15 protein-coding genes, 1 tRNA gene and 1 pseudogene are annotated in these 14,592 nt (G+C 66.5%); 5 read left to right on the top strand and 12 right to left on the bottom strand.

Annotated elements, in window-relative coordinates:
* Window positions 1–339: 339 nt before the first annotated feature.
* Window positions 340–588 (bottom strand): annotated as a pseudogene (locus MMF96_RS05335) (cation acetate symporter); the annotation flags it as partial.
* Between MMF96_RS05335 and MMF96_RS05330 the strand changes: the two are divergent.
* The 3 genes from MMF96_RS05330 to MMF96_RS05320 are packed head-to-tail and all read left to right on the top strand — an operon-like array spanning window position 470 to window position 2,573.
* Complete coding sequence (locus MMF96_RS05330; RefSeq protein ID WP_306295710.1) at window positions 470–817, top strand: LytTR family DNA-binding domain-containing protein; 348 nt, start codon at window positions 470–472, stop codon at window positions 815–817. The pseudogene MMF96_RS05335 and the gene MMF96_RS05330 sit on opposite strands and share 119 nt — an antisense overlap.
* Complete coding sequence (locus MMF96_RS05325; RefSeq protein WP_256882798.1) at window positions 814–1,233, top strand: hypothetical protein; 420 nt, start codon at window positions 814–816, stop codon at window positions 1,231–1,233. The genes MMF96_RS05330 and MMF96_RS05325 overlap by 4 nt, the downstream gene beginning before the upstream one ends.
* Window positions 1,230–2,573: a cation acetate symporter gene (locus MMF96_RS05320; RefSeq protein ID WP_256882797.1), complete on the top strand. Its 1,344-nt coding sequence runs from the start codon at window positions 1,230–1,232 to the stop codon at window positions 2,571–2,573. The genes MMF96_RS05325 and MMF96_RS05320 overlap by 4 nt, the downstream gene beginning before the upstream one ends.
* On the opposite strand, the gene MMF96_RS05315 is transcribed toward MMF96_RS05320, so the two are convergent.
* The 6 genes from MMF96_RS05315 to rpsB all read right to left on the bottom strand — a co-directional run bounded on the left by MMF96_RS05315 (window position 2,570) and on the right by rpsB (window position 8,055).
* On the bottom strand, window positions 2,570–3,169 hold the full coding sequence (locus tag MMF96_RS05315) for a DivIVA domain-containing protein (RefSeq protein ID WP_371130821.1): 600 nt from the start codon (window positions 3,167–3,169) through the stop codon (window positions 2,570–2,572). The genes MMF96_RS05320 and MMF96_RS05315 overlap by 4 nt on opposite strands.
* Window positions 3,170–3,236: 67 nt before the next feature.
* Entirely contained in the window at window positions 3,237–4,379 is a 1,143-nt protein-coding gene (locus MMF96_RS05310; RefSeq protein WP_256882795.1) for a phosphatidate cytidylyltransferase, read from the bottom strand.
* Window positions 4,380–4,510: 131 nt separating this feature from the next.
* Window positions 4,511–5,068, bottom strand: coding sequence for a ribosome recycling factor (gene frr / locus MMF96_RS05305; protein ID WP_176615648.1), 558 nt, complete (start codon window positions 5,066–5,068; stop codon window positions 4,511–4,513).
* Between the two features lie 137 nt (window positions 5,069–5,205).
* Entirely contained in the window at window positions 5,206–5,967 is a 762-nt protein-coding gene (gene pyrH / locus MMF96_RS05300) for a UMP kinase (RefSeq protein WP_176615647.1), read from the bottom strand.
* A gap of 228 nt (window positions 5,968–6,195) precedes the next feature.
* Window positions 6,196–7,023 carry a translation elongation factor Ts gene (gene tsf / locus MMF96_RS05295; RefSeq protein ID WP_176615646.1) on the bottom strand — a complete coding sequence of 276 codons (828 nt, stop codon included), beginning with the start codon at window positions 7,021–7,023 and terminating at the stop codon, window positions 6,196–6,198.
* 108 nt (window positions 7,024–7,131) lie between these two features.
* On the bottom strand, window positions 7,132–8,055 hold the full coding sequence (rpsB, locus tag MMF96_RS05290) for a 30S ribosomal protein S2 (protein ID WP_176615645.1): 924 nt from the start codon (window positions 8,053–8,055) through the stop codon (window positions 7,132–7,134).
* A 350-nt stretch (window positions 8,056–8,405) separates the two neighbouring features.
* Between rpsB and MMF96_RS05285 the strand changes: the two genes are divergently transcribed.
* Entirely contained in the window at window positions 8,406–9,005 is a 600-nt protein-coding gene (locus MMF96_RS05285; protein WP_256882794.1) for a M23 family metallopeptidase, read from the top strand.
* Between the two features lie 118 nt (window positions 9,006–9,123).
* Here the strand turns inward: MMF96_RS05285 and MMF96_RS05280 are convergent.
* From MMF96_RS05280 to MMF96_RS05260, 5 genes are all read right to left on the bottom strand, one after another.
* Window positions 9,124–9,200, bottom strand: a tRNA-Ile gene (locus MMF96_RS05280).
* Window positions 9,201–9,282: 82 nt separating this feature from the next.
* Window positions 9,283–10,488: a glycosyltransferase gene (locus MMF96_RS05275; protein ID WP_256882793.1), complete on the bottom strand. Its 1,206-nt coding sequence runs from the start codon at window positions 10,486–10,488 to the stop codon at window positions 9,283–9,285.
* 146 nt (window positions 10,489–10,634) lie between these two features.
* On the bottom strand, window positions 10,635–11,522 hold the full coding sequence (locus MMF96_RS05270; RefSeq protein ID WP_176615625.1) for a DMT family transporter: 888 nt from the start codon (window positions 11,520–11,522) through the stop codon (window positions 10,635–10,637).
* The gene (locus tag MMF96_RS05265) at window positions 11,519–12,133 is read right to left on the bottom strand and encodes a CDP-alcohol phosphatidyltransferase family protein (protein ID WP_306295709.1); all 615 of its coding nucleotides are present in this window, start codon (window positions 12,131–12,133) and stop codon (window positions 11,519–11,521) included. The genes MMF96_RS05270 and MMF96_RS05265 overlap by 4 nt, the downstream gene beginning before the upstream one ends.
* Before the next feature lie 65 nt (window positions 12,134–12,198).
* Entirely contained in the window at window positions 12,199–13,038 is an 840-nt protein-coding gene (locus tag MMF96_RS05260) for a phage holin family protein (RefSeq protein WP_176615623.1), read from the bottom strand.
* Window positions 13,039–13,369: 331 nt separating this feature from the next.
* Here MMF96_RS05260 and MMF96_RS05255 point away from each other — a divergent pair, with 331 nt between their 5' ends.
* Window positions 13,370–14,590, top strand: coding sequence for a multidrug effflux MFS transporter (locus MMF96_RS05255; protein ID WP_256882791.1), 1,221 nt, complete (start codon window positions 13,370–13,372; stop codon window positions 14,588–14,590).
* Window positions 14,591–14,592 lie beyond the last annotated feature (2 nt).

Raw genomic sequence — 14,592 nt, 5'->3', positions numbered from 1 at the left:
CCTCTTTTCTTATGCGCCGGACCCGCCGTGGGTTTGGCGCCAGTGGACAATCTGCGCCAAACCCGGCCCCGGTCCGGCGCATAAGTGAACCGTGCGGGCCCGGGCCACAGTCGGCCCTGCGATCCCAACCCGGATGGACCGCCGGCAACAATTCTGCGCCGGACCCGCCGTGGGTTGCGCGCATAAGCTCCGGCCTCTTTTCTTATGCGCCGGACCCGCCGTTGGTTTGGCGCCAGTGGACAAGCTGCGCCAAACCCGGCCCCGGTCCGGCGCATAAGCGGACCGGGGCAACGGCGGACTCCGCGGCCCGGCGCGGATTTGGTGTCGGAAACGTGGCCTCTAGTGCTCCACGGCCTTCTCGGCGCCAATGCCGGTCAGGGAGCGGACAGCCATCTCGGCCTGGATGGCTGGATTCTCCTTGTTCTTGTCCAGGACGGTCCCCAGCCAGCCCAGGAAGAACGCGAGCGGGATGGAGATGAGCCCGGGGTTGGCCAGCGGGAACCAGTCGAAGCCGGCGCCGGGGATCATGGCCCTTTCACTGCCGGAAACCACCGGGGAGAACGCGATCAGCAGGATGGCCGAGGCCAGCTATCTGGTCCGCGTCCCGCTGTCGGATCTGGAACAGCGCTGGCAGGGCGCCGGCTTCCTGCGCATCCACCGCTCGTACCTGGTCTGCATGCCGTGCGCCACCGCCCTGAGGCTCGGCTCGGCCAAGCCCACGGTCTCCGTCGGAAACGCCGAGCTGCCGGTGAGCCGGCGCCACCTGCCGGCTGTCCGCGAACACCTGCAGGCCACCCGTGTCCGGCCGGCACCATGAACGACGACGGCGTCCCAGGCCGCCCGCCCGCTCCCCCGCCGGCACCTCCAGCCCCCGGCCGGGTGCGCGTCACGGCCCCGCGCAGCAAGGACCGCCTCGTCATCGGCAGCACCACCGTCTCGCAGGAGGTCGCCGAGCAGTCGGCGGTGGGCGAGGTCATGGTGCGGTCCCTCATCAGGTCCCAGCTGCGGCTGGCCCTGGTGGTGACGGCGGGCTTTGTGGCGGCACTGCTGATCTGCTGGATGGCGGTCCGGTGGGTTCCGGCCTTTGCCGAGTGGCGGATCCTGGGCATTCCCGCCCCGTGGCTCATGCTGGGCGCGGGCGTGTACCCCATCATCGGCGCCAGCGCATGGCTGTATGTGCGCGCGGCCACGCGCAACGAGGACAGGTACCGCGACCTGGTGGACTGCAAGTGAACCCGGCCATCGGCTACACGGCCCTGACCGCCGTCTCCGTCGTCACGGCATTGATCGGCTTCTACGGGCTGCGGATCTCACGGACCACGAGTGACTTTTATGTGGCGTCCCGGACCGTTCGGCCGTGGTGGAACGCTTCAGCCATTGGCGGCGAATACCTCTCGGCGGCCAGCTTCCTGGGCATTGCCGGTCTGGTCATCGTCTCCGGCATTGATGCGCTGTGGTTTCCCATCGGCCACACCGCCGGCTACCTCATGCTGCTGTTCTTCGTTGCCGCTCCCCTGCTGCGGTCCGGCGCCTACACGATCCCCGACTTCGCGGAAGCGCGCCTGGGGTCCGCCCGGGCCCGCCACCTTACCAGCGTCCTGGTGGTGCTTGTGGGCTGGTTTTACATTGTCCCGCAGCTTCACGGTGCCGCACTGACGATCCGGACCACCACGGGACTGCCGTCTTGGGTGGGTGCGGGGGCCGTCGTCGCCGTTGTCTGCCTGACGGTGGTCACGGGCGGCACCGGCACCTACGGGACGCTGTCCCTGATGGTGGCACTGCTTTTCGGGACCCTGGGGCTGCCCCACGTCCTGGTCCGGTTTTACACCAACCCCGACGGCGCGGCGGCGCGGCGGACCACCCTGATCGTGCTGGGGCTGCTGTCCCTCTTTTACCTCTTCCCCACCATCTATGGGGTGCTGGGCCGGGTGTTCCTGCCGCAGCTGGCGGCACGCGGCATCCCGGACGCGGCCGTGCTCCTGCTTCCGGGCAGGTTGGTTGGCGGGCCGGGCGGGGACATCCTTTCAGCCCTGGTCGTGGCTGGCGCCTTTGCGGCGTTCCTGTCCACCACTTCGGGGCTGGTGGTGTCCCTGGCCGGCGTCATCAGCCAGGACCTGCTGGGCGGGAACGTGCGAGGCTTCCGGATCGCTGCCGTGGCTGCCGCGGTGGTGCCCCTGGGCGTGGCCCTGGGCACGGATTCGCTGGCGCTGGCCGGCAGCGTGGGGCTCGTGTTTGCGTTCACGGCGTCCACCGTGTGCCCGCTGCTGCTGCTGGGCATCTGGTGGCGCGGGCTGACCGACGCCGGTGCCATGGCCGGCATGGCAGCCGGCGCGGTGCTGTGCGGGGCTTCCATGCTGGTGGGCGCGCAGCTGGCACAGGATTCTCCGTGGCGCACCGTCATGGTGCAACCGGCGGCCTGGACGGTTCCGGCCGCCTTCCTCACCATGGTGGCGGTGTCGCTGGCCACCCCGGGCCGCCTAAACCCCGGCATGGCCCGGTTCATGTCGAAGCTGCATGTGCCCGAGCGCCCGCACGCCATGCCGGGGCCGGCGTCCGGTCCGGACCGCCCCTAGCTGTCCGAGGGAATGTCGATGGCGGCCATCAGCTCCACGACGCGGTCCAGGAAGGCGTCCACCTGGCTTTCCTCGTAGCCTTCGGCCCCCTTCGCCGGGGCAAACACCGCCCGGCGCACCACGTCCACGCTGAGCTCGCCGTTGTCCTCGATGTAGGTCAGGAGCTCGCGGCACAGCAGGTCGACGTCGGCAGTGTTGTAGCTTTGGACGTTTTTCCTGGTGGGGCGGCGGAACCGCTCGCCGTCGGGCCGGTGCAGCCGGCCGCGCAGCAGGGACGCGGTTTTGCCGATTTCGAGCATCCACGCCTTTTCACCCTTGCCCTTGATGAGCAGCTCCTTCTCGCGGAGCACAAATTCGTCCTCAATCCGGTCCATGGCCGCGTCGACGGCCTGGGCGTTGTAGCCGCCGCGGGCGGGATCGAAGGATGCCGTGCGGACGTCCTGGCTCGTGATGGCCAGGCCGTTCGAGTCGGCGTTGAGGAAGTAGGCCCGGGCACGGTCCAGGAACACGTCAACCTGCTTGACGTTGTACCCGATCTCCTTGGGACCAACCAGCTTGAACTTGGAGTTGGTGCGAGTCTTGTCTTCCACGGTCACTGTCATTCCTCGGGTGTGGTGCTTGCTGGGACGAAAATCCGCCCTGGACGCCCCCGACGGGGGCGCATCAGAGCTGGCCTAGAAGGCTAAAGGTGGCGTAGGCAACGGGTGCCGCGAACAGGATGGAATCCAGCCTGTCCATGACGCCGCCATGCCCGGGCAGCAGGTTGCTCATGTCCTTGATGCCAAGCTCCCGCTTGACCATGGACTCGGCAAAGTCGCCGCCGGTGCCTGCAAAGACCATACCAACGGCCAGGACGAATCCCACCCACCAGTGCACATCCAGGAAAAATACCGTCGCCGGGATGGCCACGAGCATGGCACCCCCCATGGACCCGGCAAACCCCTCCCAGGACTTCTTGGGACTGATTTTAGGGGCCATGGGGTGCTTGCCGAACAGCACGCCCACCAGGTAGCCGAAGGTGTCATTGGCGACCACCAGGAACAACATGATGACCACTTCGATGACGCCCGGGTTCATGGTGTTGAAATCGAGGGTCAGCCCGAGGGTGGGCGGGCGGAGGTCCTGCATCATCAGCAGGACAAAGCTGAGCATGAACGGGATCCACATCAGGACGAAAACGCCGGCGAGGATGCTCTTCACGGCGCCCGGTTCCGGGTCCAGCGAACGCCACAGGAGCGTGGCCCCCGCACTGGCCACGAGGGCAAACAGGAGGCCCTCCGAGCCGGCAAAGTAGGCCGACGCCGGCATGGCCACCGTCCCGACGAATACGGGTGTCAGGGGCAGCCTGATGCCGCGGGTGGCGATGGCCCGCGAGACCTCCCACACGCCCACTGCCACGAACACGGTGGCCACCACCACAAACGCCAGCGGGAAGAACAGGAGGCTGCCGAGGACCAGCACCAGCAGTGTCAGGCCCACCCCGACGGCGGCGGGAAGGTCGCGTCCGGCCTTGGGCGTGCGCGGCGCCTTGGCCGCACGCAACGGTTTGGGGGCTGCCACGGAGGCAGGCACGGGTGCGATGGGGCCCGGCGGGACGGGAACGGCGGGCGGCCCGGCACTTTTCGCCGGACGGCCGGAAGCGGCCTTGGCAACCCCTGCCGTGTCCGGGGAAGCGGCCTTTTCGGCGGTCGCAGCCGCTTCAGCTGCCCGCTTTTCAGCCCTTGTCCTGTGCGGCGCCGGTTTTTTGGCAGCACCCTTTTCCGGCGCCGGCCTTCCGGGCACGACGACGGGAATGACGCCTGTCATTTCCGCAATGCGCCGCGCCTTCCGGGTCGGAAACTGGTATGCGTCCGCGCCCGGCGGGGGGCTTGCCCCCGGGGGCGGGGCGTCCGGTTCCTCCCCGGGAGAGCCGGACGGCGCAGGCTTGGGGTCCGTCATTAGACCTCGAGAAGCTCGACTTCCTTGCGCTTGAGCAGCTCGTCGATGTTGTCCGTGTGCGCCTTGGTCAGGGCGTCGAGTTCCTTTTCGGCGCGTGAGCCTTCGTCCTCACCGGCGTCGCCGTCCTTGACCAGCTTGTCCAAGGTCTCCTTGGCCTTGCGGCGGATGTTGCGGACGGAAACCTTCGCTTCCTCGCCCTTGGTGCGGACCAGCTTGACGTATTCGCGGCGCCGTTCCTGTGTCAGTTCCGGCATGACCACACGGATCACGTTGCCGTCGTTCGAGGGGTTGGCGCCCACCTCGGAGGAGCTCAGGGCCCGCTCGATCTCGTGCAGGGCGCTTTTGTCAAAGGGGGTGATGAGCAGGGTGCGTGCCTCCGGCACCGCAAAGGAGGCCAGCTGCTGCAGCGGGGTGGGTGCACCGTAGTATTCCACCAACACCTTGTTGAAGAGGGCGGGGTTGGCACGGCCCGTGCGGACGGCGGCGAAGTCCTCTTTGGCTACCTCAATGGCCTTGTCCATCTTGTCCTCGGCCTCAAGCAAAGTTTCTTCGATCACGTCTGTCTCCCTCAACTTTTTGAAAATCCCAACTGCTCCGCGGCCGGGGCACGCGGCAATCCTGAGTCCATCCTACCGTGGGCCGGCGGGCTGCCGGGCCCGTGCGCCGGCCCATGGCGGGGCGCCCCGCCGTCGTACTATGGCGTGACGAGTGTGCCCAGTTTTTCGCCCAGGATGGCGCGGGCCACGTTGCCTTCGCCCTCCATGCCAAAGACCAGCATGGTGACGTTGTTGTCCTTGCACAGGCTGAAGGCCGTCTGGTCCATGACGCGGATGTCCCGGGCCATGGCCTCGTCGTAGCTGAGGTGCTCCAGCTTGACGGCGTCGGGGTCCTTCTTCGGGTCGGCCGTGTAGACGCCGTCCACGCCGTTCTTGGCCATGAGGACCACGTCGGCGTGGACTTCCAGGGCGCGCTGGGCGGCGACGGTGTCGGTGGAGAAGTAGGGCAGGCCCGCGCCGGCGCCGAAGATGACCACGCGGCTCTTTTCCATGTGCCGGATGGCGCGCCGCGGAATGTACGCCTCGGCCACCTGCCCCATGGTGATGGCGCTTTGGACGCGGGTGTCCACGCCGGCCTGCTCCAGGAAGTCCTGCAGGGCCAGGCAGTTCATGACGGTGCCGAGCATGCCCATGTAGTCGGCGCGGGAGCGGTCCATGCCGGACTGGGAAAGCTCGGCGCCGCGGAAGAAGTTGCCCCCGCCGACCACAACGGCCACTTCCACCCGGTCCACGGTGCTGGCGATCTGCTTTGCGATGTCCCGGATGGTGTCCGGGTCAACGCCTAGCTTTCCCGCGCCGAAGACCTCGCCGGAGAGCTTCAACAGCACGCGGCGCCGCTTGGGTGTTCCTGACGGGTTGTGGGCAATGTCCTGCGTGGAGCCGGGGGTGTTCGTTGTCATTGTGCCTTCCGTGGGAACCATTCCGTGTGTCATTCGGTCAAGGTTCCGCAATGCAGATATGTCAGTGCAGTTGAGTCGGTGGGGTGGTGTCGTTGAAGTGTGCCGCCCGGAGGGGTGCCCCTAAGATCCTAACCGACGCCGGGCACAGGAAAGGGGCAGCCGCCCCAAGCGGCTGCCCCTTTCCTGTGTCACACCGGCCGGCGCGTTACGTCAGCCGGTAAGGGTGACTTAGGCTCCGACGCGGAAGCGGGCAAAGGCGGTTGCCTTCACGCCGGCTTCGTTCAGGACGGTGCCGACGCTCTTCTTGGCGTCCTTGGCGAAAGACTGGTCCACCAGGACGATCTCCTTGAAGAAGCCGGTCAGGCGGCCTTCAACGATCTTCGTCATGGCGGCTTCGGGCTTGCCTTCGGCCTGTGCGGTTTCCGTGGCAATGCGGCGTTCGTTGTCAACAACGTCTGCAGCAACTTCTTCGCGGGTCAGGAACCTCGGGGACATGGCGGCAATGTGCACAGCTACGTCGTGTGCAACTTCCTGGTTGTCACCGTCGACGGCGAAGAGCACGCCAACCTGTGCGGGCAGGTCCTTGGAGGTCTTGTGCAGGTAGGCGTCAACCGTGGCACCTTCAACGCGGGCAACACGGCGGATGGCAACCTTCTCACCCAGCAGGGCACCTGCTTCGATGACCAGCCCGGACAGCGGCTTGCCGTCAACCTCGGCAGCCAGCAGGGCCTCAACGTCGGTGGCGCCGGAAGCCAGGGCGGCTTCCAGGACCTTGTTGGAGAACTCGATGAACGGGGCGGACTTGGCAACGAAGTCGGTCTCGCAGTTGACTTCCACCATGACGCCGACGCCGTTTTCTACCTTGGCGGCCACGAGGCCTTCGGCGGTGGAGCGCCCTTCGCGCTTCGTGGCGCCCTTGAGGCCCTTGATGCGAATGAGCTCCATGGCCTTCTCGGCGTCGCCGTTGGCCTCGTCGAGGGCCTTCTTGACGTCCATCATGCCAGCGCCGGTGCGCTCGCGCAGGGCCTTGATATCTGCGGCGGTGTAGTTCGCCATATTGAAACTCCTGTTTCGTGTTGTCGCGGTTGGCAGTTGTTTTAGGGCCCGCGCCGGGCGGGCACAGCACTGCCGGAACACCCAGGGGCGTTCCGGCAGGCTAAGGAGTTACTTGTCTTCGCTGGTTTCGCCGGAGAGGACCTCAGCGGCGTCCTTGGCCGGGGAGTCAGCCAGCAGCGTCTCGGCAGCCTTCTCGGCTTCCGTGCCGGTGATGACCTCGGCAGCCTCTTCGGCGGAGATGGCCTTGGCTTCGCCTGCGGCAGCCTGCTCGCCTTCGAGGAGTTCGCGCTCCCACTCGGCCAGCGGCTCGGCCGGGGCTTCCTGGTTGCCCGTGGCCTTGGCGTTGCGGGCGATCAGGCCCTCGGCGACGGCGTCGGCGATCACGCGGGTCAGCAGGTTCACGGAGCGGATGGCGTCGTCGTTGCCCGGGATCGGGAAGTCGACGTCGTCCGGGTTGCAGTTGGAGTCCAGGATGGCCACAACGGGGATGTTCAGCTTGTGGGCCTCGTCGATGGCGAGGTGTTCCTTGGGGGTGTCGACAACCCAGAGCAGGGACGGGGCCTTGCCGAGGTTGCGGATGCCGCCGAGGTTGGTCTGCAGCTTGGTCAGCTCACGCTTGAGGAGCAGGAGCTCCTTCTTGGTGTGGCCGGAGGAGGCAACGTCGTCGAAGTTGATCTCTTCGAGTTCCTTCATGCGCGAGATGCGCTTGGAAACCGTCTGGAAGTTGGTGAGCATGCCACCGAGCCAGCGCTGGTTCACGTAGGGCTGGCCCACGCGGGTGGCCTGCTCGGCGATGGCTTCCTGCGCCTGCTTCTTCGTGCCGACGAACAGGACGGTGCCGCCGTGGGCAACGGTGGCCTTGACGAACTCGTAGGCACGGTCAATGAAGGACAGTGACTGCTGCAGGTCGATGATGTAGATGCCGTTGCGCTCCGTGAGGATGAATCGCTTCATCTTCGGGTTCCAACGACGGGTCTGGTGTCCAAAGTGGACGCCGCTGTCAAGCAGCTGGCGCATGGTTACGACGGGCATGCCGGCGCTCCTTCTTGTTTATTTACGGTTCTTTAGCTTTCAACCTGCGGCGGAGGGTCCCGCCCATGGTTTTGCTCCTGGCACCCTATTGCGCTTCCATGTCCCGCCGCGAGGCGGACCGTATGGGCGCAATCCGTCGGCAGGGCCCAGGTTTCCCGTGGGCACCTCGTCAGGGTGGGGTGCGCGTAGTCAGCGCACAAAAGAGCGCACTGCTCCCACTATGTTACTACAGGGCTGACGGGCGGCCCGACCACGACTGCCCCCTCCACAGGTGGGCAGGACTGGTGCCTTGTCCCCATTGAGGCAGGATGCCGCTGCCGGTCCGGCGGGAAGCCGCCATGCTGGAAGGCATGAGAGGCATCCTTGGTTCCAGGCGGTGGCGCCCGGCATGGGCGGCGCTGCTGCTGGCCGCCCTGCTGCCGCTTTCGGCAGCTTCGGCGGGAGGCAGTGCGGCTGCGGCGGCTCCCCCGGCCGCCTTGTCCCCACGCACGACGGCGGCCCGTCCCCTGCCTGCCTCCGTCGGCTGGGCGTGGCCGCTGGCGGGCAGGCTCCGGCTGGTGCACGGCTTCGACCCGCCGGACCAGCCTTGGCTGGCCGGCCATCGCGGGGTGGACCTGCTGGCCGCCCAGGGCGCCGCCGTCCGCGCACCGACCGCGGGGGTGGTGTCCTTCGCCGGGACAGTGGTGGACCGCCCGGTGCTGACCATCACCACGGCGGACGGGCTCAGGCTGAGCTTTGAACCCGTCAAATCAACGTTGCGCAAGGGCGAAACCGTGGCCCGCGGCCAGCCGGTGGGGACCCTGTCCGGGATCACGCACTGCGACGCCGGTCCGCCCGGGGAGGACAGCTGCCTGCATTGGGGCGTGCGCCGCGGGGACACCTATCTCAACCCGCTGCAATTTATCCTCGACCTGCGCCCTTCGGTCCTGTTGCCGGTGTCCGGCGGGTGAGCCAGTCGTGGGGGTTCGAGACATGCCACGGCACGGCCCAGCGGCTGGTGGAGATCCCGGCCCTTCGGAGCGGATGCGCAAAAGATCCCCGGAACCATGACGGTTCCGGGGATCTTTTTGGTAGGGCCACTCGGACTTGAACCGAGGACCTTAGGATTATGAGTCCCGCGCTCTAACCAGCTGAGCTATGGCCCCTCGCAGCGCGCCCTCCACGACCGGCCTTCCAAAGGAAGGCCGTGCACGGGAAAGCACTCCTGCAATACTAATGCGTCCGGCCCTAAAGTGCGTGATCCTCGTAGCTGCCGCCACGGTAGATGTCCTCGAAGGTGTCCAGCGTCTTTTGCAGGCCGTGGCGGGCCACCATCGAGTGGCTGGCCGCCCCCATCGCGGCCCGGCCTTCCGGGGAGAGCTGCATGATGGTGGTGATCTTCGCGGCCAGGTCATCGCTGTCGTTGGGCTTGAACAGGAATCCGTTGACCCCGTCCTCCACCAGGTGCGGCAGTGCCATGGCATTGGCCAGCACCACCGGAGTGGACGCGCTCATCGCCTCGAGCGTCACCAGCGACTGCAGCTCGGCCGTGCCCGGCATGACGAACAGGTCCGCCGCCAGGTAGACGTCACGCAGTTCCTTGTCGCTGATCAGGCCCGTGAACTTCACGCGGCTGGACAATCCCAAGCGTTCGGCCTGGGCCTTCAAGGCCGTCTTCACCTCGCCGCCGCCCACCACCACCAGGTGGAGGTCGAGGTCCGCGGGCGTTTTGGCGATGGCATCGATGAGCACGTCGATGTGCTTTTCCTCGGCCAGCCGGCCTACAAAGGCCACGACCGGGTACGGCTTCGGCCCCAGGACCTCCCCCGGTGCCAGTTCATAGTTGCCGGCCTCAATCCCGTTGGACAGCGGCAGGACCTTCCGCAGGAAGGCGTGCTCGTGCATGGCCTTCGCGGCCAGCGGCGTGGGCGTGGTGACGACGTCGGCCCGGCTCATGACCTTGCCCATGTCGCGCCAGGAAACACGACCCACAATGTTCTTGAACCACTGCGGGAAGGGCAGGAACGGATTGAGGTTTTCGGGCATGAAGTGGTTGGTGGCCACAATGCGGATGCCTCGGCGCTCCGCCTCGTACACCACATGCTCGCCGATCATGTAGTGGCTTTGGACGTGCACCACGTCGGGGTTGATGACGTCGAACAGCGCGGTGATGTCCTTCTTGATTTCCCAGGGCAGGCAGACCCGGAAGTATTCGTGCGTGGGGACCGGACGCGAGCGCAGGCGGTGCACCGTTGCCTCTTCCCGCTTTTCCGTATACATGGGCCCGCCATCGGGGCGGAACGTCATGACATGGACGTCGTGGCCGCGTGCCGTCATGCCGGTGGCCAGGCGGAAGCAGAATTGGGCCGCGCCGTTGATGTGCGGCGGATAGGTGTCGGCGGCAATCAAGATCGTCAGCGGCTTCTGGCCGCTGTTCTCCGATGTGGATGTCACGGATAAAACTCCTGGTGGATTGGTTGGCCGCCGGACCGTGCCGGCGCCCCAACGCAAGGAAACCGCAAGGGGTTCCCAACGCCGTCGTGCTGTACAAAAAGGACGGGTCCCGCTGGTGCGGCCCCGGGAGGAAGCCGCTGCCGCTGCTACCTCTTGGCATCCGCCCGGCGTTGCACCACGTCGGGATGGTGCCGCGACAAGGCGACCACCCCAACGATAGCAACCAAAGCTGCCCCGGCCATGGATATGGCAACCACGGGCGGCACGTCGGGACGCAGTTCACCCAGGATGGTGATGCCAATGCCGATGCCGACCATCGGGTCAACCACTGTCAGCCCGGCAATGACGAGGTCCGGCGGGCCGCTCGCGTAGGCGCTTTGGACGAACCAGCTGCCCAGGCCGCCGGCCGCGGCAATGGCGATGATGGAATACCACTGGACGTTGAGCAAAAAGAGGCCGTTGGGGTCAAAGACCTGCCGGGAGATGATGCGGGTCAGCACCGCGACAAAGCCGAACAGCACACCGGCACCGAGGATGTAGAAAAATGCCTTCAGCCGGTGCCTGAACATGACCAGCGCGCCGCCGAAGATCACAACGACGATGGCCAGGAGCATCACCACCGTGAGTTCCTCTGAGCTGTCCACATGGGTGTTTTCCCGGACCACATTGACGGCCAGGAGCACAAACAAGGCGCTGCCGGTCACGCAGGCGCTGATGGCCACCACCGTGGCGCGGTTGAGCCTGATGCCCTGGTCCCGGGAATTGACGATGGTGGTGATGACCAGCGCGATGGCGCCGATGGGCTGGATGACGGTCAGGGTCCCCAGGGTCAGTGCCACCACGTTCAGCGCCATTCCGGCGCCCAGCAGCAGCAGCCCAAACACCCAGCGCGGGTTGCGGAGCAGGCGCAGGAACCCGGTGCTGCCAAGTGCCAGGCCGCCGGTGTTGCTTTGCACGGCGCTGCCCTGGCGCTGCGCCCCGAACGCCAGGAAGAACGCTGCCACCACGGCGCACGCGACCGCCAGCCACATCATGCGTGCCCGGCCCGGGGAGGCTGCGCGGGCAGGTGGATTGCGCGGTGCCGGGCGAGCAGTGCGCGGAAATATTGGCCAAAGGCAATGACGTGCATGACCATCGCCGAGCCCAGGAACACCCAGGCCAGGATGGCGGTGGATTCGGAGTCCAGCGCCCTGGCCAGCAGCAGCATCGGCGTGCCGATCATCAGCGCCGCCGTCCGGGACTTGCCCAGCAGTGTCACCTTCAGGCCGGCGTCGCCGCGGAAGTAATACAGCGTGGCCGCCAGCAGGATGACGTCGGGGATGAGCAGCAGGACCAGCAGCCACAGCGGCAGCACCCCGGCTATGACCAGTGTGATGGTCACCGCCACGAGCGCCACCCGGTCCGCAAGCGGGTCCATGATGCGGCCGAGCCTGGTCACCTGGTTGAGCTTGCGCGCCACGTAGCCGTCAATCCAGTCGGTGCAGCCCATCATCGCCAGCACAAAGACACCCCAGCCGTACTCGCGCGGACCCAGGACCAGCCACACGAACAGTGGCGTGCCCAGGAACCTGACCACGGTAATGACGTTGGGAACGGTGACAATGGCGCCCGGATTGCCCGCAGGCGTGTTCGATCCGGCCGGCATGCTTGTCATTCCTCCCCGCAGCTAATGGAACCGCCCCCCGCTGTCCGGCGGCACGTCCAAGGAATTCACTTCTTGAACAACTTTCGCAGGAACACGACGCAGGCGGCAGCCGACACGGCGAAGACAGCGAGTGGTTTCCATCGCGTTTTGGCAGTTTCCAGCCCGTGCGACAGGGCGCCGGTGGCGGCCGCCCGGGCAGATTCGGCGGCCCGCCCCTTGGCAAGGTCCACGTAATGGGCGGCCTGCTTCTTCACGTCCGCCTGCTCCAGCAGTTCCTCCCGCAGCAGCCCAAGGTGTTCGCGGCGCACCTCGGTGCGTTTGATCAGCTCGTCCTGGCTTGCCTTGGGACCATGCTCGGCTGCCTTGGCCGCCTGCTCGGCGCCGGCCTTCTCCTTGGCCGCCTCCTTCGCCGCCTTCCTGGCCTTCTTCTCCGCCTTGCTCAACGTCTTGTGCTCGAGGGTGCTGGCATCAAAGGTGCGGCCCTCCTTGGCAATGCCCAGGTCGTGGCGGATCCCGCGCCAGGCATTTTCGGGCAGCAGCGGCAGCAGGGCCTTGAATTTCCCGTAGGCGACGAGGGCCGCAATGGCCGTCAAAACGAGGAAGGCTGCACTGATGACCAGCGCCGAGAGCCACAACGGCAGGACCGTGCCGAGTCCGGCAACGGCGGCAACCACCAGGGCAATGACGAGCAGTGCCAGGAACACCAGGGCCAGTACGGCGAACACCGCGATGCCGCCCAGGCGGGACTTTTTGTTCCCCAGCTCAAGTTTGGCCAGTTCAATTTCATCGTTGACCTGGCGTGGCACGAGCCGGGCGGTCGTCTTGACCGCCTCCACGAGATTTGGACCTGCGACCACCTTTAGGTCTTTCGAGCCCGTGTGCACTGCCTGCTGTGCCACTGCCATGAGACCGCCTCCAATATTTACTTCCGCGCCCGTTCGCACGGACGGCGGAATCTTGTTGCGCCCATGTGATGCGGCGCTGCCGTAAACACAAAATTACCATCCATGGGCGGCAAAGATTCCACCCTTCGGGGAATAGCTGCCGCAGCAACGGTGTTGCCCCCAGCGTGTCGTGGCCTTTTGTGACATGGGGACATTTGTTCCACACTTCATTCCGGCCCTGCACAATTTGCGCATAGCATGGGCAGGCAGTCGTCTTTTTTGCGATATTGCCATGGCAGGCTCCCGCACCTCCTTTCCCGCGTTTCTTCCAGCCAGCAAGGATCCTTCGTTCTTGACCCCGATTACCCACCCCGGCGACAGCCTGTCCCGCCGGCAAAAACTCATCTACGTCCTGGTGCTGGGCCTGCTCACCGCCCTGGGCCCGTTCACGATTGACCTGTACCTGCCGGCCTTCCCCGGGATCGGCCGCGAACTCAACGTCAGTGCCGCAGCCGTGCAGCTGACACTGACGGCCACCACCATCGGCTTTGCCGCCGGCCAGCTGATCGTGGGCCCCTTCAGCGACAAGTTCGGCCGACGGATGCCGCTGATCCTGGCCACGGCCTTGCACGTTGCCGCTTCGGTCGGCGCGGCCCTGTCCACCGACATCACCATGCTGGGGGTCTTCCGCGCCCTGCAGGGCATCGGCGCGGCAGGCGGCGGCGTGGTGGCCATGGCCATGATCCGCGACCTGTTCGGCGGCTACCGCCTGGTCCGGATGCTCTCCTACATGTCGCTGGTCAACGGCATGGCGCCCATTTTTGCCCCTGTCATCGGTTCCCAGCTGCTGGGCATCATGGACTGGCCCGGCATCTTCTGGTTCCTGGCCGGCTACGGCGCCCTGGTGGTGGTGGCCGCCTTCGTCTTCATCGTTGAGACCCGGCCGCGTGACCTGCGCAGGTCCGACGGCGTCCGTGTCACCGACCGCTACAAGGCCGTGTTCAGCGACCGGATCTTTGTGGGCACCCTGTTCGTGGGCGGGCTGAATTTCGCCGCCCTGTTCACCTACCTCTCGGCGTCGACGTTCCTGTTCCAGGCCAGCTACGGGTTTTCCCCGCAGCAGTACGGCTTCCTCTTTGCGGCCAACTCGCTGGGCGTGGTGGCCGGCGTGCAGACTGCGGCGCGGCTCATGCGCCGCGCCGGCCCGCAGTGGGTCATTGCCGGGGCCACCGTGGCCCAGGTGGTGGCAGCCGCCGCCATGGTGGTGTTTGACCAGCTGCACCTTGGCCTGTGGGGTGTGATCGTGCCGCTCTGGTTCTTCATTGCGGCCACCGGCTTCATGTTTCCATCCGTGCAGGTGCTGGGCCTGGCCCGCAACGGCCGCCAGGCGGGAACAGCGGCCTCCCTGCTGGGAGCGGTCACCTTCGGTTTCGCGGGGTTGATCACCCCCGTGGTGGGCCTGGTGGGCGTGCGCACCGCAACGCCCATGGCCGTCATCATGGGCAGCGCGATCCTGCTGGCCATGGCCGCCCTGTGGATCATTGTCCGGCCGCGCACGGTCCCGGCCCTTTAAGG

This window comes from Arthrobacter sp. STN4, from assembly GCF_024539665.1.
Classification (GTDB): Bacteria; Actinomycetota; Actinomycetes; order Actinomycetales; family Micrococcaceae; genus Specibacter.
This window is presented reverse-complemented; position numbering and strand designations above follow the sequence as displayed.